Origin of the sequence: Lapidilactobacillus gannanensis (assembly GCF_003946675.1) — a bacterium.
In the GTDB taxonomy this organism is placed as follows: Bacteria; Bacillota; Bacilli; order Lactobacillales; family Lactobacillaceae; genus Lapidilactobacillus; species Lapidilactobacillus gannanensis.
The window spans coordinates 1-22,827 of record NZ_RHOT01000002.1 but is presented as its reverse complement, the minus strand read 5'-3'; the positions used below and the strand labels follow the sequence as shown (position 1 = coordinate 22,827).

At 41.2% G+C, this 22,827-nt stretch carries 17 protein-coding genes and 1 pseudogene; 11 read left to right on the top strand and 7 right to left on the bottom strand.

Translation table 11 applies throughout. The features are described from left to right. Window positions 1-226: 226 nt before the first annotated feature. Window positions 227-1,066: an alpha/beta fold hydrolase gene (locus EKM81_RS00910; protein WP_125647035.1), complete on the bottom strand. Its 840-nt coding sequence runs from the start codon at window positions 1,064-1,066 to the stop codon at window positions 227-229. 219 nt (window positions 1,067-1,285) lie between these two features. Between EKM81_RS00910 and EKM81_RS00905 the strand changes: the two genes are divergently transcribed. From EKM81_RS00905 to EKM81_RS00865, 9 genes and pseudogenes are all read left to right on the top strand, one after another. Beyond that, window positions 1,286-2,473, top strand: coding sequence for an MDR family MFS transporter (locus EKM81_RS00905; protein ID WP_125647032.1), 1,188 nt, complete (start codon window positions 1,286-1,288; stop codon window positions 2,471-2,473). Window positions 2,474-2,893: 420 nt separating this feature from the next. After that, window positions 2,894-3,571 (top strand): annotated as a pseudogene (locus EKM81_RS00895) (histidine phosphatase family protein). A 270-nt stretch (window positions 3,572-3,841) separates the two neighbouring features. Next, window positions 3,842-4,678, top strand: a complete 837-nt coding sequence (locus EKM81_RS00890; protein WP_125647022.1) for a TMEM175 family protein — start codon at window positions 3,842-3,844, stop codon at window positions 4,676-4,678. A gap of 836 nt (window positions 4,679-5,514) precedes the next feature. Next, a complete protein-coding gene (locus EKM81_RS11540; RefSeq protein WP_125647019.1) occupies window positions 5,515-5,637 on the top strand; it encodes a GntR family transcriptional regulator in 123 nt (40 codons plus the stop codon). 21 nt (window positions 5,638-5,658) lie between these two features. Further along, complete coding sequence (locus EKM81_RS00880; RefSeq protein ID WP_125647016.1) at window positions 5,659-6,228, top strand: UTRA domain-containing protein; 570 nt, start codon at window positions 5,659-5,661, stop codon at window positions 6,226-6,228. Between the two features lie 148 nt (window positions 6,229-6,376). Further along, window positions 6,377-6,859 (top strand): PTS sugar transporter subunit IIA, encoded by a 483-nt coding sequence (locus tag EKM81_RS11300; RefSeq protein ID WP_225420136.1) that lies wholly within the window; start codon window positions 6,377-6,379, stop codon window positions 6,857-6,859. An 18-nt stretch (window positions 6,860-6,877) separates the two neighbouring features. Next, complete coding sequence (locus EKM81_RS00875) at window positions 6,878-8,389, top strand: PTS transporter subunit EIIC (RefSeq protein ID WP_225420135.1); 1,512 nt, start codon at window positions 6,878-6,880, stop codon at window positions 8,387-8,389. An 11-nt stretch (window positions 8,390-8,400) separates the two neighbouring features. Then, a complete protein-coding gene (locus EKM81_RS00870) occupies window positions 8,401-10,740 on the top strand; it encodes a glycosyl hydrolase family 65 protein (RefSeq protein ID WP_125647013.1) in 2,340 nt (779 codons plus the stop codon). 585 nt (window positions 10,741-11,325) lie between these two features. Next, window positions 11,326-11,826, top strand: a complete 501-nt coding sequence (locus tag EKM81_RS00865; RefSeq protein WP_125647010.1) for a nucleoside deaminase — start codon at window positions 11,326-11,328, stop codon at window positions 11,824-11,826. An 889-nt stretch (window positions 11,827-12,715) separates the two neighbouring features. On the opposite strand, the gene EKM81_RS00860 is transcribed toward EKM81_RS00865, so the two are convergent. Then, complete coding sequence (locus EKM81_RS00860) at window positions 12,716-15,457, bottom strand: AAA family ATPase (protein ID WP_125647007.1); 2,742 nt, start codon at window positions 15,455-15,457, stop codon at window positions 12,716-12,718. Then, window positions 15,447-16,577: a metallophosphoesterase family protein gene (locus tag EKM81_RS00855; RefSeq protein WP_125647004.1), complete on the bottom strand. Its 1,131-nt coding sequence runs from the start codon at window positions 16,575-16,577 to the stop codon at window positions 15,447-15,449. The genes EKM81_RS00860 and EKM81_RS00855 overlap by 11 nt, the downstream gene beginning before the upstream one ends. 206 nt (window positions 16,578-16,783) lie before the next feature. Here EKM81_RS00855 and msrB point away from each other — a divergent pair, with 206 nt between their 5' ends. Beyond that, the gene (gene msrB, locus EKM81_RS00850; RefSeq protein WP_125647001.1) at window positions 16,784-17,224 is read left to right on the top strand and encodes a peptide-methionine (R)-S-oxide reductase MsrB; all 441 of its coding nucleotides are present in this window, start codon (window positions 16,784-16,786) and stop codon (window positions 17,222-17,224) included. 242 nt (window positions 17,225-17,466) lie between these two features. Continuing rightward, window positions 17,467-17,976, top strand: coding sequence for a GNAT family N-acetyltransferase (locus EKM81_RS00845; RefSeq protein WP_125646998.1), 510 nt, complete (start codon window positions 17,467-17,469; stop codon window positions 17,974-17,976). A 965-nt stretch (window positions 17,977-18,941) separates the two neighbouring features. Here the strand turns inward: EKM81_RS00845 and EKM81_RS00840 are convergent. The 4 genes from EKM81_RS00840 to EKM81_RS00825 all read right to left on the bottom strand — a co-directional run bounded on the left by EKM81_RS00840 (window position 18,942) and on the right by EKM81_RS00825 (window position 22,196). Then, window positions 18,942-19,376 (bottom strand): universal stress protein, encoded by a 435-nt coding sequence (locus EKM81_RS00840; RefSeq protein ID WP_125646995.1) that lies wholly within the window; start codon window positions 19,374-19,376, stop codon window positions 18,942-18,944. Further along, window positions 19,376-20,974: an Nramp family divalent metal transporter gene (locus EKM81_RS00835; protein ID WP_125646992.1), complete on the bottom strand. Its 1,599-nt coding sequence runs from the start codon at window positions 20,972-20,974 to the stop codon at window positions 19,376-19,378. Before EKM81_RS00835 ends, EKM81_RS00840 begins: the two co-directional genes overlap by 1 nt. A 360-nt stretch (window positions 20,975-21,334) precedes the next feature. Then, entirely contained in the window at window positions 21,335-21,796 is a 462-nt protein-coding gene (locus EKM81_RS00830) for an Rgg family transcriptional regulator (RefSeq protein ID WP_125646989.1), read from the bottom strand. After that, window positions 21,747-22,196 carry a helix-turn-helix domain-containing protein gene (locus tag EKM81_RS00825; protein ID WP_125646986.1) on the bottom strand — a complete coding sequence of 150 codons (450 nt, stop codon included), beginning with the start codon at window positions 22,194-22,196 and terminating at the stop codon, window positions 21,747-21,749. Before EKM81_RS00825 ends, EKM81_RS00830 begins: the two co-directional genes overlap by 50 nt. Window positions 22,197-22,827: the final 631 nt, after the last annotated feature.

The following is a 22,827-nucleotide window of genomic DNA, read 5'->3' as shown; positions in this document are numbered from 1 at the left end:
CTTTTGGCGTAGGGTAACTTCAAATAATTGCTTGAGCTGGTGCAACCAGATCAAGCAATTATTTGAGTTAACCATAGCCATTTACCGCCTAGAACGCAATTATGTTGTGAAAGGTGACGGTCTTTTGTCACCTTGAGCATGATTATGTTGTGATAAATGACGGTTTTTTGCATAGGTCGTTACCAGCTTAGCAACGTCAGCGTAAATTGTTAATATTTAAAAGTTCTTAAGCCCATTTAGCCAGAATTAATTTACCAATTTCTTGCCAGTGTGACTCAAGAACGAAGTGGCCGCCATCAAGTAAATGAACCTCAGTGTTAGGCGCATCCTGTTTGAAGGCTTCAGCACCTTGATAAACAAAACTAGGATCGTTTTTACCCCAAGCAGCCAAAATTTCTGGTTGATAGTCGCGGACGTATTGCTGGAACTTAGGATAATTTTTAACATTATTTTGGTAATCAAAAATTAAGTCTGATTGACGTTCAGCATAGTCCGGTGATTCCGTGTAGTGAATATCTAAAGTGTAACCATCAGGTGAAATACTGTCAGGTTGTTCACCACCTAGGTATTGGCCCTTAATGGTTTCGGGAGCAAAAGCACTTTGATAGCTTTTACGTAAAGCTGCAGTTGGGTGCTGCCAGTAGATTGCCCGCTCAGCCCATTTCGCGCCTAAACCAGCTTGATAGATATTACCATTTTGGCTAACGATTCCAAGAATGCTGTTGGGATGGCGAGTTGCTAATTCGAAACCAATTGGGGCACCATAATCAAAAACATATAGATAAAACTGGTTGATCTGCATAACTTTAAGGAAATCGTCCACATAATTAGTTAAGTTCTCAAAGGTGTAATTAAATTCAGTATGCCGTGGTGCAGCAGATTGTCCAAAACCAATGAAATCCGGTGCAATCACATGAAAATCATTGGCCAGTAGTGGCATCAGATTACGAAACATTTGACTTGATGTGGGGAAGCCATGTAGTAATAAGAATACTGGCTTGTCCTGCGAGCCACTTTCACGATAGAAAACGTTGAGTCCATTTACCTTAATCTTAGAAAATTTCATAAGTATAACCTCTTTTTTTATCTGATGATGAGTTCATTGTAGACCGATTTTGCCATATAATAAATTATCGTAATGCTTCACCATGCCGTTAGTTACGTTTGCTGATTGTTGAGTGATCGCCAACTAACTTTTATAAAAAAATTGTGTATATTAGCTTGCTTTTTTTAGGTGGTTCGCGATACGCTATAAACAGCAGTTTTTTAAGGAGAGTCGGACGTTTTGCGGAAGGATCCAATTCAGTTAAAGTGGTTATTTTTGGGGTCGTTGATTACTAACACAGGAATTAGTTTTATTTGGCCATTGACCACGATTTACATGCATGAATATTTACACGAAACTTTGACCGTGGCTGGTCTGGTATTATTGATTAACTCAGTAGCCACCATTATCGGTAATTACCTGGGCGGGTGGTTATTTGATCATTGGAAACCTTATGAGACAATTGTGGCCGGAATCGTGATTGCGACTGCTTCAGCAGGGGCATTGATTTTCTGGCATGGGTGGCCAATTTATGCGATTTTGTTAGTTATCCTCGGGCTGGGTAACGGGATTGTGGTGACCTGTATCAACTCAATCGCGACATTAGTGCGTAGTAAACAGCCGAGTTATGTTTTTAATGTCCTGTATTTTACTAGTAATTTAGGCTTGGTTTTTGGTTCCTTAGTGGTTGGGTTTATTTTGCCACTGGGTATCCAATATGTCTTTTTAACAGCGTTTATTTTATTTGTGTTGTTCTTAATTGTGGCGTTGTTGACGTTCCGCAATCTAAATCAAGCGAAGCAAGCTATTCGCCGTAGTAAGGTCACGGATACTGGTGATGGGCGCACCCGTGAAAAGTTACCCATTTATTTATTGTTGTTGATGTTATTTGTGGCCTGGGTCGGCTATGAGCAGTGGCAAAGTAATATCTCTGCCTATATGCTGCATTTAGGAATGACAGTGCGTTCTTATAGTTTCTTATGGACAGTTAATGCTGTCTTGATTGTCACCTTGCAACCATTATTGACTCATTTTGATGATTATTTATTAAAACATTTACGTGGTCGCCTTTATACTGGCTTCTTCATGTTCACAGGATCTTTCGCGATTTTATTAACGGCGAAACACTATGCCTTCTTTATTTTAGCAATGGCTGTTTTGACAATTGGCGAAGTGATTGCCTTCCCAGCAGTCTCGACTTTTGTTAACGAGCGGGCTTCTTACCAAGAAAAAGGCAAATATCAGGGCTTGGTGACGATGGCTGCTTCGGCAGGTCGGGCCGTGGGTCCCTTAATTGGTGCCCTAATTATTGAATCATTGTCCTATCCAGTGCTGTTTATCTTCTGTGCGGCAATTGTTATTTTAGCAACGTTAGCATTTATTTTGATTGGTCGCGGTAAAAGAAAACCCGCAACTGATCAAAAGTAGGTAGTCAGGTTTAATTGCGATGATTGGCGCTTAAAATAGACCCGTCAGTAAAGCACCCGGTGAAAATAACGGCTGTCTCAAGCCAGTTGGCTAGTGAGTGCTAATGTCAAACAGTGTGGTAAAAGGCGGTCAGACAGTGAGCACTAACGTAAAATCCCGAACAATTCGTCAGAATTGCTCGGGATTTTGTCGTTAAGCGGAGCCGACTGTTTTTGAGAACACGGAGAAGCTAAAATTTGGTTTGTCTTTGATAACGTGACTGATGTTACCAGCTTTTTTGGCGTTAGATGATTTACGGGCAGGCTAACCGATAATTTGATTTATTGTTAAATGGTACCACGGCACCACTGTTAAAGTTAATTGACGGTGTTTTTGAAGGGGATGTTGTAGACTGAGGTCAATGATAAGGAGGGAATTCTGATGAAGGAAGTCACAGTTTATCTGGTCCGCCATGGGGAAACCTATTTTAATATTTTCGATGAGTTTCAAGGTTGGAGTGATACACCATTAACGGCTCATGGGCAGCAGCAATTAGCAATCACTGCACGAATTTTGCAACCACTAATTTTTTCAAAAATTTATACCAGTGATACTGCACGAGCAATGACGAGTGCAGCCCAGATTTAGCAAATCAATCAGTGGCAGCTACCGGTAATTAGTTGGGCCGATTTACGCGAACATTTCTATGGTGCCTTTGAAGGTAAAAATGTTACGGCTACTTGGCAATTAATTGCGCAGAGCCATCAGTACCGTGATTATGCTGATTTGGTCGCCCATTATTCAGTTGATACTTCTCAGGATTTCCTGGCAGCCGTTGACCCAGCTCAATTGGCCGAAACCAGTGCCCAATTTTGGACGCGCTTTTTATCGGGATTACAACGCATCTTTCATGAAAATCAAAGCAATCGGCCAGTGTTGCTAATATCGCACAGCGCTAATATTCGCGCTTTAATTGCCCGCTTTGCGCCGGATCAGTTAAGTCCCTTAAACCCCGAAAATAGTAAAATCACCAAAGTAAGATTAACAATGACACCTACTTTGACAATTAAAGTGGTCAGCTATAATCAACAAAGCCAGCGCGTGATCAAAGGCGATTAACTGGATTCGGTTGCTTTTTGAGCAGCCGTTTCCGCTACTAAAGTCTATTTTATTTTGATCACAGGACTGATCTCACAGCTTCTTCACGTCGCCATTACTTAAAAATAAGTCAATTCTTCTATCAAACCTAGCACTTGGCAGACTGACGTTTTTCAAGACTTATTCTTGACAATGCCACTGGTGATAATACCCGCGATTGCTTTACGAAAAGACCCTAAATGTTGGCTAGCCGTGGTACACTAGAAACGATTATTATTTGGGGTGATAGGGATGCAGAAGAAATTAAAAGAACGACTAGATGTTTTTAGTGATGCTGTGATTGCTATTTTAATTACGGTGATGGTATTGGAATTGCCAATTACGATGCGCCATGGCGCTGTGGTTTATTTACAATTATTTAAATCGATCGGAATTTATTCAGTTAGTTTCTGTTTCATTGCTAATCTTTGGTACCAACACGCAGTGACATTTAATGAGGCCGAACAAGTACCGAATGCGATTGTGATTTTGGACTTGATTTTCTTATTCTTCTTATCGTTGATTCCGACTTTTACTCGCTTGATGACTTCGGCCACGACTAATTATAATGTGATGCTATACAGTGGGCTGTGCTTGATTATTTCCTTGATTTTCCGAATGATGACGCGAACTATTATTCGTGACAAGTATACTGAAAAAAGTGATTTACGAGTCATCTATAATATTATTTATGGTGCCAATTTTTGGGATTCTGGCATTCTCTATTTGATTTTGATTCCCGTGGGCTACTTTTGGCCGCATGTTGTCTTGGTACTATTGATTGCTTTGTCGGTTCAATCTTTCATGAAGCATGGCCAGGAGCATACTGATTTCAGCGAACTGGAAAAGATGGCCACTACAGAAAAAAGAGGATTTGCCGGTTTATCAACGGATGATCAGCGGGCTTTTTATCGTTTGGTCCACGAATATTTTCGACAAGCACGTTGGGGCCGCCATGATCAGCAGAAGCAAACAGAGGCCTGGAACCATTTCGCTGAAACAGCTAAAACGCAATTTAATATTTCTGATGAAACACTGCGTAATTGGCTGCGGAGTTCACAGGATATTCGCCGTCAGCGATTAAATTAAGAACCTTTTCAAATCTGAGCAGTCAAATATTTTAGGGTGTTTCCTAGTTGATAGTGGTAAAGGTCGGTTGCTTTGGTGACATCGTTTGCAGTTAGACCTAATGTCACATGACCACTTCAATTTTAAAAAATAATCGCACATATTTAGCGCCTAGTTAAAAAAGTTTATGAGGCTAAATCCGGCCTTTTTTAAACTGATGACAGTGTTAATTTTTGCTAATTCGTTGCCTGAACACTTAGTGAATGGGCAATTTTAAAAAGAATTGATAGCGATTTAATTGTTTAATTGATAAAAATTACACGAACCTTTTGTTAGTAAAACACTTACTTTAGAAGCTTTTCTAAAAAAGTAAGTGCTTTTTTGTTGTCATCTTAACTAGACATATGCTATTCTATTTTTGTTGATAGGGGTTACATTCTGTCACTAATTTTAATTGGTTGAAAGTCAAGGCGAAGACTAGTTAAAAGTGCGGCTGTAACTGCTAATGTCGTTCAGGTAAATCTTTTGTTGCTGAGAATTATTTTTGGTTTTTCATTGTTGATTACTGTTACTTACTTCTGGGGGGAAGCAGTAACGCTATTCTTTGATTAGACATAGGAACAATTAATCGGTTAGTTGAAGGTCACTTTTTGGATGATACAAAAGGTGGGAAGCAGCGCCGATAATTTTTTAGCCTGTAATCTTGATTAAGCAAATTAATAAACTTGTCTAGCCATCGTGTTGTGGACAATTCATTTATGGCCATAATCTGCTAGATTATTAATTGCATTGATCAGACGCTCTGACGCAAAAAGGCTTTAGTCATGTGCTGCAGGAAACTGTAGCAGGGGGGAATCATGAAAAAATATTTAAAGATTTATAATGATTTGTTGTCAGATATCAAGTCGAAGAAATTACGAGAGGGGGATTTATTGCCTAGCGATCAGAAGCTGGTGATGCGCTATACAGTATCTCGGTAAACCGTTCGTAAGGCGGTTCATTTGTTATCAAACGAAGGTTATATTCAAACGATTCGTGGTAAAGGTAGTTTGATTCTGAATACGGAAAGACTAAATTTTCCGATTTCTTCGGTTGAAAGTTATCGTGAAGTCGCAGAAGCTAATGGCTTGGAAGCAGAGAATAGCCTGATTGCGATTCAAGATCATGTTTTGGTACCGGAACAATTATTATTCGGTTCGCCGGGCATGCGCGCGCAATTGATCTTACGTAAGCGAACGGTTGATGATGTGCCAGTGACGCTTGACTATGACTACGTTAATGAGCAAGTTGTTCCTGAAGTGCCAGCAGTGGCCGCACAGTACTCGTTATTCAACTATTTCGAGAAGAACCTTAATTTGAAGATCAACTATGCTGTCAAACACATCACGATTGAACCTGCTAATGATAATGACTGTTGTTACTTAGGGGTTAACCAAAGTGTCTCAATGGTGGTAGTCCGCAGTGAAACGCACTTAGCTGACAATCGCGTTTTGGGTTACACTGAGTCACGCCATCGTGCTGATAAATTCAGTAGTGTTGAGTTTGCAAGAAGGCAGAGCATTCATAACTGATCTGTCAGGGAATAAATTCAAAGTTAACCAAGGATTAATTTTTCATGAATTGATTTTTTAGGTAAATTTACTTGGTAGTTTAAATTTGTCTAGGAATTATTGGTAGATGATACGAAATTATTCGGACTCAGATGAGGGGGAAATGGACATGTTTCATTTTAAAAAGCACGAGCATACCGACAATATTTTAGCGCCAGTCGCTGGTACCGTAATTGAACTTAGCAAGGTATCTGATCCAGTTTTTGCACAAAAAATGATGGGTGAGGGCTTCGCAATTACGCCTGATACAACAAACGACCAAGTAGTGGCACCAGTTGATGGGGTAGTCACAGTGGCCCAAGGGCATGCTTTCGGTATTCAACGGGATGATGGCTTGGAGTTCTTAGTTCATGTTGGAATCGATACAGTTAATTTAAAGGGTGCGCCGTTTGTTGTTCACATTAAACAAGGCAAGCAAGTTCACGCGGGGGAGAAATTAATAACAGTTGATTGGTCAATGATTAGTCAAAATAATTTAGATGATACAGTGATGGTATTAATCACGAATTCAAAGACTAATATGGATCAATTTCAGGCCAATTATGGCGAAATCAATCAAGGGGCTGTCGCGGGTAGCGCAACAGTCAAGTAAGAGGGGGAGCGAGTTATTATGGCGAAGACAGACTATAGTGATTTAGCAAAACAAATTATTGAATTGGTCGGGGGACCAAGTAATATCAATAAATTGATTCATTGTATTTCACGGCTACGTTTCTATTTGAAGGATGAGACCAAGGCCCAAACTGATAAAATTTCGAATTTGACGGGTGTTGCTGGTGCAATCTACAATGCTGGCTTAGGTCAGTACCAAGTTGTTATTGGTCCAGCAGTGACTGATGTTTACGATGAAGTTATTAAGCAATTGGGACCTGGATTTGCTGATGAGGCAGCCACAGAGGAAGCAATCAGAGAAACTGCTGGTCAAGCAGCAGCACAACGGCCAACTAGTTTATGGGGCTGGATTACTCGTGGGTTCCAGCTATTAATTGGGACGATTACTGGTTCCATGATTCCAATTATTGGACTGTTAGCAGCTTCAGGTATTTTAAAGGGTTTTCTGACACTCTTTACTTTTAACTTGCATTGGATCGATACGAAATCAACCACCTTTATTATTATTAATGCAATGGGCGACTCGGCATTTTATTTCTTACCAATTCTAGTAGGGTATACAGCAGCAAAGCAGTTGCATTCAGAACCAATTACAGTAGCTGCTATTGCTGGGGTGTTAGTGCATCCAACGATTGCTGCTTTGTGGGCGGCACCAACTAAAGGGATGGCTACATTAATGGGAATTCCATTAAATGCAACTTTCTTCGGCTTACCAATTCACATTCCACAATACACTTACTCAATTTTCCCAATTATTTTTGCTGCTTGGCTAGCACGCCCAGTTGGTAATTGGCTAAAGAAAGTTTTACCACTAAGTTTACGGGCAATTTTCCAACCATTGTTTACTTTATTCATTGTGACTAGTGCTGTGTTAGTTTTAATGGGCCCAGTGATTTCCCTGTTATCAAGTGCATTGGCAACAGGAATCAACTTCTTAGTTACGGCCAATGAAGCAATTGCTGGCTTAGTCATTGGGGCTTTATATCAGACCTTAGTTATCTTCGGGCTGCACTGGATGATTGTACCGATTGTTTCCAACGATATTGCCATGACCGGCCATTCCGTGCTTAATGCTTTGATCAACTTTACAATGATTGCTCAAGGTGCTGGTGCATTAGCTGTTTGGGCTAAGTCAAAACGCGCAGATATTAAGGGCTTGGCATTAGCAGGCGCACTCTCAGGATTCGCCGGCGTCACTGAACCAGCAATGTACGGGATCAACTTGAAATACGGGCATGTTTTCTGGACAGCTAGTATTGGGAGTACTGTTGGTTGTTTCATTGCCGGACTTTTCCACATTGATATGTTTGGCTTTACTGGTTCACTAATTGGTTTCCCATCCTTCTTCTCAAAGACCAATCCTAATAATATTTGGGTCTTCCTAGTTGCTTCAGCAGCGACCTTAATTGTTTCTTTCCTCTGTGTTTATTTCTGGGGCTTTACTGATGCAGATCTTGACAAAGTCAAAGGCGCGCAGAAGAAGAATGTCTTTAAAGGTGCTGTTAACTAAATAAGGAGTTTATGATGACAACAGATTGGCAAATTGTTTATCAAAATATTCCCCAAGGACCAAAATCTTATGGTCAGGAGTCAATTTTAACTTTGGGAAATGGTTATCTTGGCTGGCGGGGGGCGCCAGTAACCGCCCAATTTAGTGAGGATCATTATCCAGGTTTGTACGTGGCTGGAATTTTCAACCAAACGACAACCATGGTTAATCATCGTAGCATTGTGAATGAGGATATGGTGAATTTACCTAATCCACAATTAGTGAAAATCTTTATCGACGGGCAAGAACTGACTGCACCCTATGATCAACGTAAGGCTTGCCTGAATATGGATCAAGGAACACTAGTTGAACATTTCGAGTATCAGCTAGCAGCCGGACGCTTGAAATTAGATACTGTCAAGGTTTGCGATCCCGTTCATTATCACCAGCTCGCCTTGAAGTTAAATATTCGACTTGATTTCGCTGCCCAAGTAAAAGTACAGTTGCTGGTTGATAGCCAAATCAAGAATCAAAATGTTCAGCGCTATCGTGAATTCAATAGTCAAGAATTTAACGTTATTAAAGCTACTGATCATCTGGTTCATGCCGAAACTAATCAGTCAAAGATTACGTTAGCTGTTGGTGGGAAAACAACAAGTCAACAGGCGACTTTCACGACCACCTATCCTGATCATAATGTGGTTGATCAAGCACAAATAAATCTGGCAGCTCAACAAGATTTCACCATTGAGCGGGTGATGGCAGTGGCAACTAGCTATGAGACTGAGCACCCATTACCAGTCGTAATGAAGGGATTGTCTCACAGCAGCTTTGCCCAAATTCAGGCGACTAGTTTAGCACATTGGCAGACTTTCTGGAAAGATGCAGATGTGAGAATCGATAGTGATGATCCAGATCTGCAACGTTTAGTGCGGATGAATATTTTCCATCTTCATCAGGCAGCTCAGCAATTAGCAAATAAGGATTTAGATGCATCAGTTGGTTCCCGCGCGTTAACTGGGGAGGGTTATCGCGGTCATATTTTCTGGGATGAATTATTCTTGGTCCCTTATTATGCCAGTGTGGAGCCAGCAACAGCCAAAGATATTTTGCGCTATCGCTTAAAACGTTTAACAGCCGCACAGAAGAATGCCCACGCCCAGTACGAACATGGTGCGATGTATCCTTGGCAGTCGGCGATGTATGGGGATGAGCAGTCGCAGAGTATTCATCTTAATCCATTGACTCATCGCTGGTATCAAGACAATTCTCGTCTGCAACGGCATGTCTCCTTGGCAGTTGTTTATAATATCTGGTCTTACACGCGAATTACTGGAGATTATGACGTACTACGTGAGGGTGGCCTGAAAGTACTCCTGGAGACCACTAAGTTTTGGCTGAATAAGGTCACTTATGATGGTCAACGCTACCATCTCTCAGGTGTAATGGGCCCCGACGAATTCCACGAGGCTTATCCGAATACTAGTATTGGCGGCCTGTCAGATAATGCCTACACGAATATCATGCTAGTGTGGTCACTTAACTGGTTACTAGATTTGCGTAAAAACTCCGATCTTGATTTCGCCGAGATTTGTGCGGAAGCTGATTTTGATCAGACCTTATTACAAAAAGCGAGCGACGTGGCCAGCAATTTGGCACTATTTATTGATGAAGCAGGTGTGATTGAACAGTATCAACATTATTTCGGCTTAAAAGACCTTGATTTAGCTGCTTATCGTGAAAAATACGGCGATATTCATCGAATCGATCGGATTTTGAAGTCCGAAGATAAGTCGGCGAATGAGTATCAAGTCAATAAACAAGCTGATGCATTAATGGCTGTTTATAATTTAGGTGAAAAAATGATGCAGCAGTTGGTAGCACAACTTGGTTATCAACTACCGAAGAATTGGCTACGGCGCAATCGTGATTACTATTTAATACGAACAGTTCATGGTTCAACTGTTTCACGGCCAGTTTTTGCAACGGTTGACGTGGTGCTAGGCGAGTTGGATCATGCCCTGAAATATTTGATCACGGCAATTAAGTCTGACTTTGATGATATTCAAGGTGGTACGACTGCAGAAGGCATTCATACTGGGGTGATGGGCGGGACTTTATCGGTGATTGAACATGCTTTCGCTGGGGTGAAGTTCTACGACAACCATGTACTAGTCGAACCCAAAATACCCCATGATTGGACGTACCTGTCATTCACGCAACGCTTCCATGGCACTTTGTTACGCTTTACTTTCCAGAACAATACCTTGGCAGTTGAGGCTGATCAGGATATTTGTATTATTGTTCAGGAGAATAAAATCCACTTAACTGCTAATCGTGAAGCACGAATTGTTTTAAACCCAAGATTTTAACAGTCCTGTTTAAAAGGTTGCCCAACTAAAGAATCAGTTGCAAGTCTGTTAAATTCGTGATGATTTAAATAGGCGCAAGCAGCTACGTTGACGGAGGGTCAGCTGACCGTTTCGTCAGTGAGCTAATGGCAGAACCAGCTGTGATAATAGGCTGTTCACTCAAAAAATAAGATGAACCTTAGCTGCTGAAACGCATTTTTAAAAAGTAGCCGGTTGCTGTTAACGCCAAAGTACCGAGCAATTCTGACGAATTGTTCGGTATTTTACGTTAATACTCACCAGCTGCTCGCCTTTTGTTACCCGCTATTTTTACGTTAATGCTCACCTGTTAACCGCCTTTTGGGGACACACTGATTTGGTATTAAGCAGTTCCAATTGTTTTTAAGTCCTGTTGATTGGTTAGCAAGACGAATCAGCGAGCGGTCAGAACAAGCTTTGAATTTTATTGGCGAAAAATAATTAAACTTTGCTGTTATCAGCTGATAAATAGGCTATCTTTTTGAAAAAAATTCAGTTAAAATGTGGGTGTTAGCAACTAATGAAGAATATCACTAAATGGTTTTAGTTAAATCAAGGAGGATTACGATGGCACAGAATCAAGAAGTAGCACCAACTTATCAAGTGAATTTCATGAGTGAGGCCACAGCCGAAGCATTGGGGAATGTGCAAAGTGGTGCAGGTGGTCCCTTTGGTTCAGTGGTGGTTCGAGCTGGCCATGTCTTGGCTGCGGCGCACAATCAGGTGTTAGAAAATCATGATCCAACTGCCCATGGCGAGATTATGGCGATCCGACAAGCCTGTACTAAATTAGGTAGTCATGATTTAAGCGGGTGCGTGCTCTATACGAACGCTTATCCTTGTCCAATGTGTTTAAGTGCCATTATTTGGGCCAATATTAAAACTGTTTACTATGGCAATACGGCTCAAGATGCTGCAGCGATCGGTTTTCGTGATGATTATCTTTATCATTACATTGCCAATGGCTGTCAAGATAATCAAGTGTTGCAAATGGAGCAACATGATCACGATTTGACTATCGAGCCATTCAATCAGTTTGCTGCTAAGAAGGATAAGCAGCTTTATTAATGAAGCAAAAGTTAAGCGCGGTGCGGAATGGTGCTTAAGTCTTCCCCAATTTGGAGAGGTGGTTGCTGGGCGATTGTACGAACGCAAGCAGCGGATTAAATCTAAAGTTGGTTTTGGGCAAAATAGTGGACAACTCCGTTGCGGCCGGCGGGTTGTGGAACGGCGTGGCCATCGATTTGAGCTTTTCTGCGAAAATCTCAAATGCGAGGCTTATCCTAAGCGCTAAAGCGCCAAGGATAATTTCACACCTGACAACCCGGCGGCCTCCACTGCGTTTTGAGCTAGTTTGGTCCACTTTAGATTTAAACGATCTTAAGGCAGTACTGGAAAAATTGCTTAGCGTCTACTAAATGAAATCAGTAAAATTGAGTAGCATAATTAGAAAACTAGATTACAGTATTCAACAAAGCCTGTGTAACAATCTTTCGAGATAAAACCGAAAGATGCCACACAGGCTATTTTTGTCTAATTATTACTGCTGAGTGAATTAAGTTGAACAATCCTACTAGCACTGCCTTAACCACTAACAACAGTGAAAATCACTAACTCAACTCCAGACGGAATGGAGGGATCTTGTCGTCAGCCAATGGTTTTTATTTGCGCCCGAGCTTGCGAGTAGCAGCCAAATTTGTCTTGCCGCTTTAGCGGTTAGACAAAGGCTTGTATTGGAGACAATTTGGTTTGTAATTGGCTTCAATCAATGCCGGCAGCGTTCCACGACAAGCAGCCCGCAATGCAGTCAAAACTAATTCTGTTTCAAAAGCTTCACTAGGTTTTAGTGTTTTTGAACTTGGATCTGTAGTTAACTCAAATCGACGGCCGCCGCGTTCCACAACCCGCAGCCCGGAATGCAGTCAGAACCAATTCGGTTTTAACATCGTCACCGGTTTTAAAGCTTACGAACTGAGAAGCCATTTTTGGCTGCTAAATCAGCTAAGTGCTGATGACAGGTAAACATAATGAGCTGATGCTGTTGACTTTGCGCGTGCAAAAATCTCAAAGCATTTGCTGCCCGAGTGTCATCATACTCACGCAAAATATCATCCAATAGGAGTGGTAAACTACTTTGCTCGGGCTTACTAGTTAGTAAATTAGTAATTGCCAAGCGCAATGCTAAGTAAGCTTGATCCGCAGTCCCATTACTTAAATAATCAGCTTCGTGGTAGCGGCCCTGATCACGAACCTCTAGGGAGAAACTTTTCGGAATTAGCAGTTCTTGATAACGTCGGTCGGTTAAAGTTGCTAAATATTGACCGGCTTTTTCTTTTAATGCTGGTGCGAAATATTTTCGCCGTTCATCAATAACTTGTTGCAGTGTTGTTTGAGCCAATGTTAAAGCTTGATAGCGAGTTTGTAAATGAGTGACTGTTTCGGTAACTTCTTGTAGGTCATGTTTGATTTCATCCAGTGAGCGACCAACCCCTTGTAGTTGATGCTGTAACTGATACCATTGATCATCGAGATCACTAGGAAACTTGGCCAATTGGTCTTGGAGTTGTTGGCGTTGGTCAGTTGTTAGTCTGATGGCATTAGGATTTACTTTCAGACTAGTTGCTAATTCAGCTGCACTAATTTTGATACCAGTTACTTGTCGTTGACTATCAACGGTTGCTTTAGTCGTTTGGTAAAGCTGGCCGACTCGGTTTAAAGTTGTTAATTCCTGTTGTGCTTGCGTCAGATTAGTTATTTCTGGGTGGCCAATTTGGTGAAAGTAATCTAGTAAGGCGGTTTGAGTTGTTTGTTGTCGCGCCTGTAAGTCATGCCATTGTTGCTGTTGGACTTGGTCTTTTTGTTGTAATTGATAGTTCACTTGATAAGTTGTAAAATCGGCAACTTGTTTTGCGTGGAGTTGTTGGATCAGTTGTTGTTGTGTATTAGCTAATTGCAGGGCTAGTTGCTGTTTTAATTCGGTTAGGGCGGTGGTGTTTAAGGTTAGTTCAGGCAAGGTCAGTTTAGTTGTGGCTAATTGCGTTTGCCATTGTTCCAAGCTTGTATTCCAGCGATCCCAAGCAGTGGCTAAGCGTGGTTGAGCCGCCTGAATTTGATTAACCACTTGTTGTAACTGTTGTTCAGTGGCAGTTAACTGGCCTAATTGTGGCGCTAATGCTGCTACTTTTTGCTGCAATTCTAGCGCTTGGGCCTGTAATTTTTGTAAAGCATTTTTTGGCTCGGTTAAATCTGAATAGGTAGTTGTAGAGGATGTGGTGGTTGATTTACGCAGTAAACTGCTGACAGCCAACAGTAACCCAACACCAGCTAAAACATAGCCGAAGGTAAACTTAGTCAAGCCTAGCAATAACCCGACGATTAACACGATTAAGCCAGCACCTGTGATGAATTTCTGGGATTGTTGTTGCTGTTTGGCCTGTTTCACAGTGCGGCTATTAGTTGGTTGGCGCTGTTGCGCAAGGTCAATGAGGTCCTGGTAACGTTGCTGCTGTTGTAAATTTTGTTGTTGTGCGATTTTTAATTGCGTTGCTTGGGTTTTTAATTCGTTGGCAGTGGCTAATTGCGCTGTTAGTTGTTTCTGTTGTTGAGTTAGCTCACGCCAAGTTGCTTGTTGAGTTAGTGCTTGATCAGCGGCTGGCGTTAATGTTTGCTGAAAGAAATTCTGCAATTGCTGGATAGTTGTTGTTTGTTGTTGTAATTTGGCTGTCGCGGCATAGTCGGCATCACTAATCGGCAGGCTTAACTCCTGACCGTTTATTTGGGTTAAAACGGCTGCAGCTTGCTGCGCATTAACTGCATCTTGAACTAATTGTTGCAGTTTCGGCAGGACTGTTGTGACTTGTTCCGGTTGAAAATTTAGCGCCTTAAGGGCCTGGATTTGCTGCTCGTTAGCTTGAATTGCTTGCAAAAGTTGTTGCCGTTGCTGAGTTTGTTGGCGCTGCTGATCTTGTTGCAGTTTGGTTTGAATTTGATCGCGTTGTTGCCGTTGTTGACTAAGCGTCTGCAGTTGTTCAACTTGGGCGGTTTGGGCGGTCTGACGTTCAATGGTGGCTTGTTGTTCCAATTTAAGTTGCGTTAAGTGTTCAGTAGCGGCCACTAGTTGGCCCTTACTACCTGATTTTGAACGTAAATCAGTGCTGGCACTTGTTAAGCGCGCCAAGACGTCATTAGCTGAAACTGCCTCATCACCACTTTGGGTCAAATTCTTAACCAGTTTCTCAGTTAAATCATCTTGGCCTTGACCGTTAGTGAAAATCCCAGGTTGGCCAATAAAACCAGTTTTAAGAAAGCCGGCTAAGTTTAAATCTAAAAGCCATTCGCCAACTTCTACTTTAGGTGGTAATGGTACAATTTCATCCGTCTTGAGATTAATAATTTCAGTCGTATCTTTGCTGAATGTTTTCCCAAAGTGTTTCTCAATTTGGTAGCGTTGGTGCCGAGCCGATAGAATTAAACTACCGGCCATTTCTCGGCCACTCCAAGGCTGATACTTGCTGCGAATAGTTAATTGGCCCTTACGATCACGACCTTGGTCGCCATAAAGCATTAATAGCATAAAACTCAGTAGAGTGGTTTTCCCTTGTTCGTTAGCGCCATAGATTAGCTGCGCTGACTGATCCAATTTAAGTTCGAATTGATGGAACATGCCAAAATCGATTAAATTAAGTTGTTCAATGCGCATCAGTTAAGTCCTCCTGAAAGGCGCGCAGGCCTAGATCCAGAGCCAACTGCCAGTGCTGACGTTCGGTTTCGTCAGTGGCGTGCTCAATTTTACCTAGTATTTTTTTGGTAAAATTCCCAGTCAGGGTATCCAATTGCGCCAGTTGTTGATAATCAATAGCTAAATGCGTTTCGTTATGCAAACGTAAATCAAAAACTGGTAACTGTGCTGCTAAACCATTTTCAGTAATTAGCGCATTAGGTGGTAAGGCGCCCGTTAAATGAATCTTATAGAGATTACGAAGATAGTCTGGGCCGTCGTTAGCTGCTAAAGTTGTTTTGATTCTGGCCGCGGCGGCACGATTACTATCCAGACCGCTTAAATCAATCTTTAATTCTAAGTACTGACGTTGGGCAAGTGGTTGAAAAGTAACAGTCGGCTGAGTTTGGCCAGGTTTGAAATCAAGCACTAAAATACCCTTGGCCCCTTGCTCATCGAAACCATGGCCTTCTGGCGTGCCAGCGTAAGCATATGCGGTTGCCCCAGCTTGAGCTTGAATTCTTTTGTGAATGTGACCTAATGCCAGCCAGTTTAAACCTGAAGCAGCAATTTGCGCAGTTGTTAATGGATTATAAGGTGAGTGGTCAGGAGTGAAAGCATCGCCATGAAGCACGCCAATTTGCCAATGATTTGGTTGTGAGGGTACTGGCTGCAATAAACTTGTTTTCGCATAGGGTGCTGTAAAGCCCGCGCCCCAAACAGTCAGTTGTAATTCGGGCAAGTCTAATTGCGTCCAAGCACTTTTAAATATGAAGACATTATCAGGCCACTTTTGCGAGTCGTCCCAACAGGAACCAGCGTAAGCAAAATCATGATTACCAGTGGCAATCATTACTTTGATCGGGGCAATTTCACGAAAGGCATCCTGGACATCCTGCACTAGCGCTGCGTCAGGATTAGGGGTGTCAAATAAATCACCGGGAATTAATAATAATTTGGCGTCAATTTTTTGGCAATAATGAAGCGCGTCAAGAAAAGTTTGCCAAAGATCCTGCTGGCGCTGCTTTTGACGACGAGGGTAAGCTAGTCCGGCATAAGCAAAACCGAGATGGACGTCGCTGATTTGGACGATTTTCGTCATGATTGAAAAACTCCTTGTTGGTTAAAATAACAGTGGGTAGAACAATTGTTCCCATAATGATATGTTAGCGTTAAGGCGGGTTGGCGTCAATCTTTGTTAGGAAACAATCGGCAGTGAGAGCAAATTAATTGCTTTCGCTGGTAATTTAATTAGAATAATATAAGCAAGAAAAGATTGCCTACAATTTATTTTCGGGAGGAATTGCCATGACTAAAAATGAAACGCAAGCAGATCTCCAACGACGATTAACAGCAGAAGAATATCAAGTCACGCAAAAGGCAGCGACTGAAGCACCTTTTACTGGTAAATATGATCAGTTCTTTGAGCCTGGTATTTATGTAGACGTAGTTAGTGGTCAACCGTTATTTAGTTCAACTGACAAATATGATTCCGGTTGTGGCTGGCCAGCGTTTTCTCAACCGATTGCGCCAGAAAATGTTGTTGAACATGCGGATCATTCTTTCGGAATGGTTCGCCAAGAAGTGGTTAGTCAAACAGCGCATTCCCATTTAGGCCATGTTTTTACGGATGGTCCTGCTGATCGTGGTGGGTTGCGTTACTGCATCAATTCAGCCGCTTTAAAGTTTATCCCAGTTAGTCAATTAGCGACGGCTGGTTATGGCGAGTTTGCCCAGTTATTCCAATAGGAAGTTTTGTAATTTGTGGTCAGAAACTAGTGACTAAGCTTAAATGTGCTAGAATTAATTGATGCTTAAATAGGCGGGTCATGAAGCTGTTGATAATGGCCGCCACGCTGCGTTAACTAGTTAGTACCAGAATGGCGCCAGCACTTAAATTGCTTTAACGCCTTTTGCTGCTGGCTAGTTTGGCTATTTTCTGAATAAGCCAATTAATTTTATTTATTGTACATTTAAGGGGAGTTTCACGCATGTTGATTCGTCCAGAACAGTCCAAAGATTATCATCAAGTTGAGCAGGTCGTAACGACAGCTTTTGCCAGCGCAGAATATTCAGATGGTCATGAACAAGAGTTAGTTGCCGCTTTGCGTACTAGTGCGGCTTTTATTCCTGAGTTGTCACTAGTGGCGGAAATTGATCAACAAATTGTTGGTTATATTCTATTTACTAAAGCACAAGTTGGTGCGCAAACAGTGTTGGCGTTGGCACCACTGGCTGTTTTACCCAAATATCAAAATCAAGGAATTGGCCGCCAACTCATTCAACAGGGACATCGCTTAGCACGCCGATTAGGCTATAATTATGTTCTTGTTTTAGGTCACGAACATTATTATCGTAAGTTTGGTTATCAGCCAGCAGCTAGCTTGGGCGTAACTGTGCCTGCTGATTTTCCGGCGACAAATTTCTTTGCTTGTCGATTGTTAACGTTAGCACCGCCATTGCATGGCTCAGTTGTTTATGCGCCAGAGTTTGGCGTGTAGGCTAAGTGTGATTAGTTTACTAGTGAAGCGTTGAAACTAGTCGCCAAACAACGTTCAAGGAAACCAAAATCTAGTGAAGTTGTTAAGGCAGAATTGGTTCTGACTGCATTCCGGACTGCTCGTCGTGGAACGCGGCCGACACTGATTGATGCCAATTACAGACTAAAGCTCAAAGTACTAAAATCCAGTGAAGCAGTCAAAACGGAATTGATTCTGACTGCATTCCGGGCTGCGGGTTGTGGAACGCGGCCGACATCGATTTAAGCCAATTACAAACCAAATCTCAAAGACACTAAAGCCGGTGAGGTTGTTGAAACGGAATTGGTTCTGACTGCATTCCGGGCTGCTTGTCGTGGAACGGTGCGGCCATCGATTTGAGCTTTTCTTCGAAAATCTCAAATTCGAGGCTTATTGTAAGTGCTAAAGCACCAACAATAATTTCGCGCCTGACGACAAGATCCCTCCATTCCGTCTGGAGTTAAGTTAGTAATCCTAACTGTCGCTAGTGATTAAGGCAGTTGTAGTGAGACTAAGCAACTTAGTTCATTCAGCAATAATAAATGAACAGTTAGATAAAAATAGCCTGTGTGATATCTTTCAATTTTATCTTGAAAGATTGTCACACAGGCTTTGTTGTATACTGCAATCTAGTTTGCTTACAGTGGTGCTCAATTCTGTTAGTTTTATCTGGTGGTTGCTGGGCGATTGGCGTCAGGTGTGAAATTATTCTTAACGGTTTACCGTTTAGAATAAGGCTTGTATTTAAGATTTTTCGTAGAAAAAGCTTAAATCAACGCCCACGCCGTTCCACGCCCTCAAAATCGCCCAGCAACCACCTTCTCAAATTGGGGAAGACTTGGCACTATTTGCGTTCCACAACCCGCCGGCCGCAACGGAGTTGTCATCTATTCTGCCCCAAACCAACTTTAAATTGGAAGTATCCTGACTATATTTAGTAACGTTAATTATTCGCGGACGATCATAACTGAAATGTTGGCATGTTTTGCCATATAGGCTGCTTGACTGCCAAAATGTTTAGCTAGCCCTTTTTTGGCTTCGGCACCAACAATTAGTAAATCAGGTTGATACTTGGGAATTAACGTTTTGACAATGGTTTCACCAGGGTCGCCTTCAGCGATGACGGCGCGGACATTAGTAATACCAGCTTGTTGAGCTAGCTGGACATAGTTATTCACGTGGTGTTCTAGTGCTGCTCGTTCACCATGAATGTAATCTTTATTCAAGACTTGATAAACATTCATTTCAGCGGACTCTAGAATTGAGGTGATCACTAAAGCCGCATGATCAACTTTGGCACGATGGAGGGCATATTGAAAGGCTGCCAGGGCATCGCTAGAATCATCCACTGCAACTAAAATTTTCTGATAATCACTGGTCATTATTTTGCCTCCTGTGCATGATATTCTTTTGTGACTTCAGCTTGATGTTTAGCTAAACGTTGGTTGCCATGATAAAGATCGATTAGGCACCAAACTAATAATGCGAGAATCAAGGCGATTGAGATATAAGCACCAATATGCGCTTTCAAGACGGCGTCAGCACTGGGTTTGTCACCCAGAAAATCAGTGAAAGATTTCGGCAAGTTCAATAAATTAAGAAATGTTAGCCCAATTACTGAAATCCAACCACAAATTTTGACCCAAGTTGAGTTTTTGAAGCGCTGGCCCATTTCTGCTTTGCTATCAGTCAACATTAATAATGGCAGCATCGAAAATGGTAAGGCAAAAGCCAAGAAGACCTGGGAGTTATTCATTAGATTGTTTAGTGCTTCGTGTTGATCGACCTGATTTAATTTGCCAGTCATCATGACGCAGATCAGTACGGGAATCACTGAAATCAAACGGGTTACTAAACGACGCGCCCATAATGGCATCCGCATGTGGACGAACCCTTCCATAATGACTTGGCCGGTTAAAGTACCTGTAATGGTTGAATTTTGGCCAGAAGCCAATAAAGCTACGGCGAAAAGAATTGATAGTACGCCAGATTTGGCAACGGTAATCAGCACGCCATTACTCAAAGTTGAAGTGTCAGACAAGGCTTCAAACAAACCGAAGAATGAAGGATCTTTGACGGCACCAGATTTGAAGACAGCGACACCCATGATCAAGAGCAATGAGTTAACGATAAAGGCAAATCCCAATTGAATATTAGAATCCCACTGACTAAAACGAACAGCAGTTGCCACGTCTTCTTCATCTTCATGATCAATTTTCCGAGTTTGCGAAATGGCTGAGTGTAAGTAAAGATTATGGGGCATGACGGTGGCGCCAATAATGCCTAGTGCCCCACTTAATGGTGTCATGCCCCCGACTTCTGGATGGGTTGCTACAGCACCTGCAGCTGGAATAGTCCCTTTGATAATTGCGGCCCAATCAGGATTGGATAAGGCAACTTGATAAACAAAAACGAGTAGAATCACTAAAATCAAACAAACAACAATCGCTTCGATTTTGCGAAAGCCAATTTTAGTTAATAACAATAAGACCAGAACATCTAAAACGGTTAAGAAAACGGCGATGACTAGTGGAATATGAAATAACAAGTATAAGGCAATTGCTGCACCGATAACTTCAGCAATATCTGTTGCCATAATGGCAAACTCAGTCATGATCCAAAGAATAATTCCTAGGGTTTTACTAGTGCGCGCCCGAATAGCTTGGGCTAAATCCATCCGGCTGACAATCCCCAGTTTAGCTGCCATGTTTTGCAGTAACATCGCAATTAAACTCGAGATTAAAATAATCGACATCAATAGATAGCCGAAATTTTGACCACCAGTAATACTTGTTGACCAGTTACCTGGATCCATATAGCCAACTGCTACTAGTGCGCCCGGTCCGGAATAAGCGAATAATGTTCGCCAGAACCCCTTGCCCTTAGGTACTTCCACCGTACCGTTGATTTCCTCTAGTGAGGGTCCATTCGCATATTCAATTAATTTATGCTTATGGGCTGTATTTGGTGCTTCTTTCATAGAAACCTCCCCTTCTGTTGCTCGCGTGACACAACTGCGATGCAACTGCCATCACTGGCGTGGTGATATTTAAAACAGTAATCGGCCAAACTTAGTATACAACAAATATAGCCTAGTTGAATAAAAAAATTAGTCTGGGGTAAAACTTTTATTTATAGAAACAAAATAAAAATCGTTAGCTATCTGGTTAGGCTCGCCGTTTGTGACCGCTTGAAAACTTCGCGAAGTCAAGTTAAAAGTTTTTGATGTGTTGTAAGTTGGGAGAATTAATCTAAAGTAGAAATAGAATTGTTTCAATCAGAAAAACAGCAACCACATGCTAGCGCGATGCGATCACTGCTTAATTATTAAGGCCATATTTTAAAAGTGATCCATATGATTGTCGGTTAAATACTTTTGCAGAATTGGTTGCCATTTTTCTTGGTGTAGCAGTTTTATTAATTGCCAGACATCATTTATTTTTTTATTTAATTGCGCCTTATCAGCAGATGTTTTGAAGGTATCAATTGCCTGAAAGAAAAGTCGAATAATGGCACTGATGGTACTATTATCGGTGTTTTCAAGAGCATATATTTTTTCCTTGAACAGCTTAATTAGTTCAGAATTCTGTCGTTGGATACCTAGGCCAAGACCATTTTGACACAGTAAAACAATATTATTTGAATAATAAATAGTTTCTTGATACTCCTCGGATAGAGGCAACACGTTTTTGAGGATGTGGGCAATGTATTCCGAGCTGAAGACGTACATACAATTTGAGAACATAATGATTTCAAAATGGCCCCCAGGTTTCAACGTGATCCAAATAAGCTTTGATTTCATTCACTAAGAGGTCATAGCTTGTTGTAAATACTTGTCCATATTGCACTTGATTGAGCAGTTCACTTTGAGCATATAAATAGAAGAAGTAATTGTCGCCAGTTTTCTGGAATTGTTGTAATAACAATCTGCTATTTTTTTCAGCCTCAGTGGTATCTTTATTCTCTAAATATTGAGAAAAGGTATGTTTTTTCGAGGTGCTTTTTTGACGATAGATGAATTCGTATTCTTCAAGAGTGATGTTTAAGCGATTTAAATATTTAATTGCATGAGGCAAGCTAATTTCAGTTTGTCGCAGTTCAAAAGAAGATAACGCCGTACGACTAGTAATGCCACGGGCTAGTTGAGCTTGAGTCAGCCCCCGTTCTTGGCGGAGCTTTCTAAATAATTCACCATCATTCATATAGATACACCTCGATTATTGATGACGCAATACTTAAAAAAACAGTACTTTTAGAACTAATAAAGTACACTTAATTTTAACGTTAAAAGAAAGAAGTGTTCAACTATTAATTTGTTAGGCGAAAAATTATTGTGAGAACAAGGATAAATCAAATGAAAGAATATCTTAAGCGACATCAAGTTCGCGTGCTGCTTATGGCCCAGAAATAAGAATTATTAAATTAAACGATGGTTATTTAGTTAGTGACAATTAATTGGTTTTTTTAAAAAAGATTCGGCAGATTATCTGGGAAAATATTTTTCATAAGGTACCACAATATTAGCGAAAAATGAGATTAATAAAAAGCGAACAATATAAATGATACTTTGATAAGACTTGCAATGAAAGAGATATACTTCGACTAAAATGCTCTAAATAAAATATAATTATGAGATTATTTAATGAAAATCATTTACTTATTTAATAATTGTAATATAGTTATAACCATAGATTGAATTTTTGATGAAATTTTAATGCTTTGAAGTTCGTTAAACAAGGAAATTAAAATTTTTAACTAGGGACTGTCTGAAAACTAAAAATTCAGGTATAATCTGAGGAAAAACGAATCGAGGCATTCCGATGACAACACCTA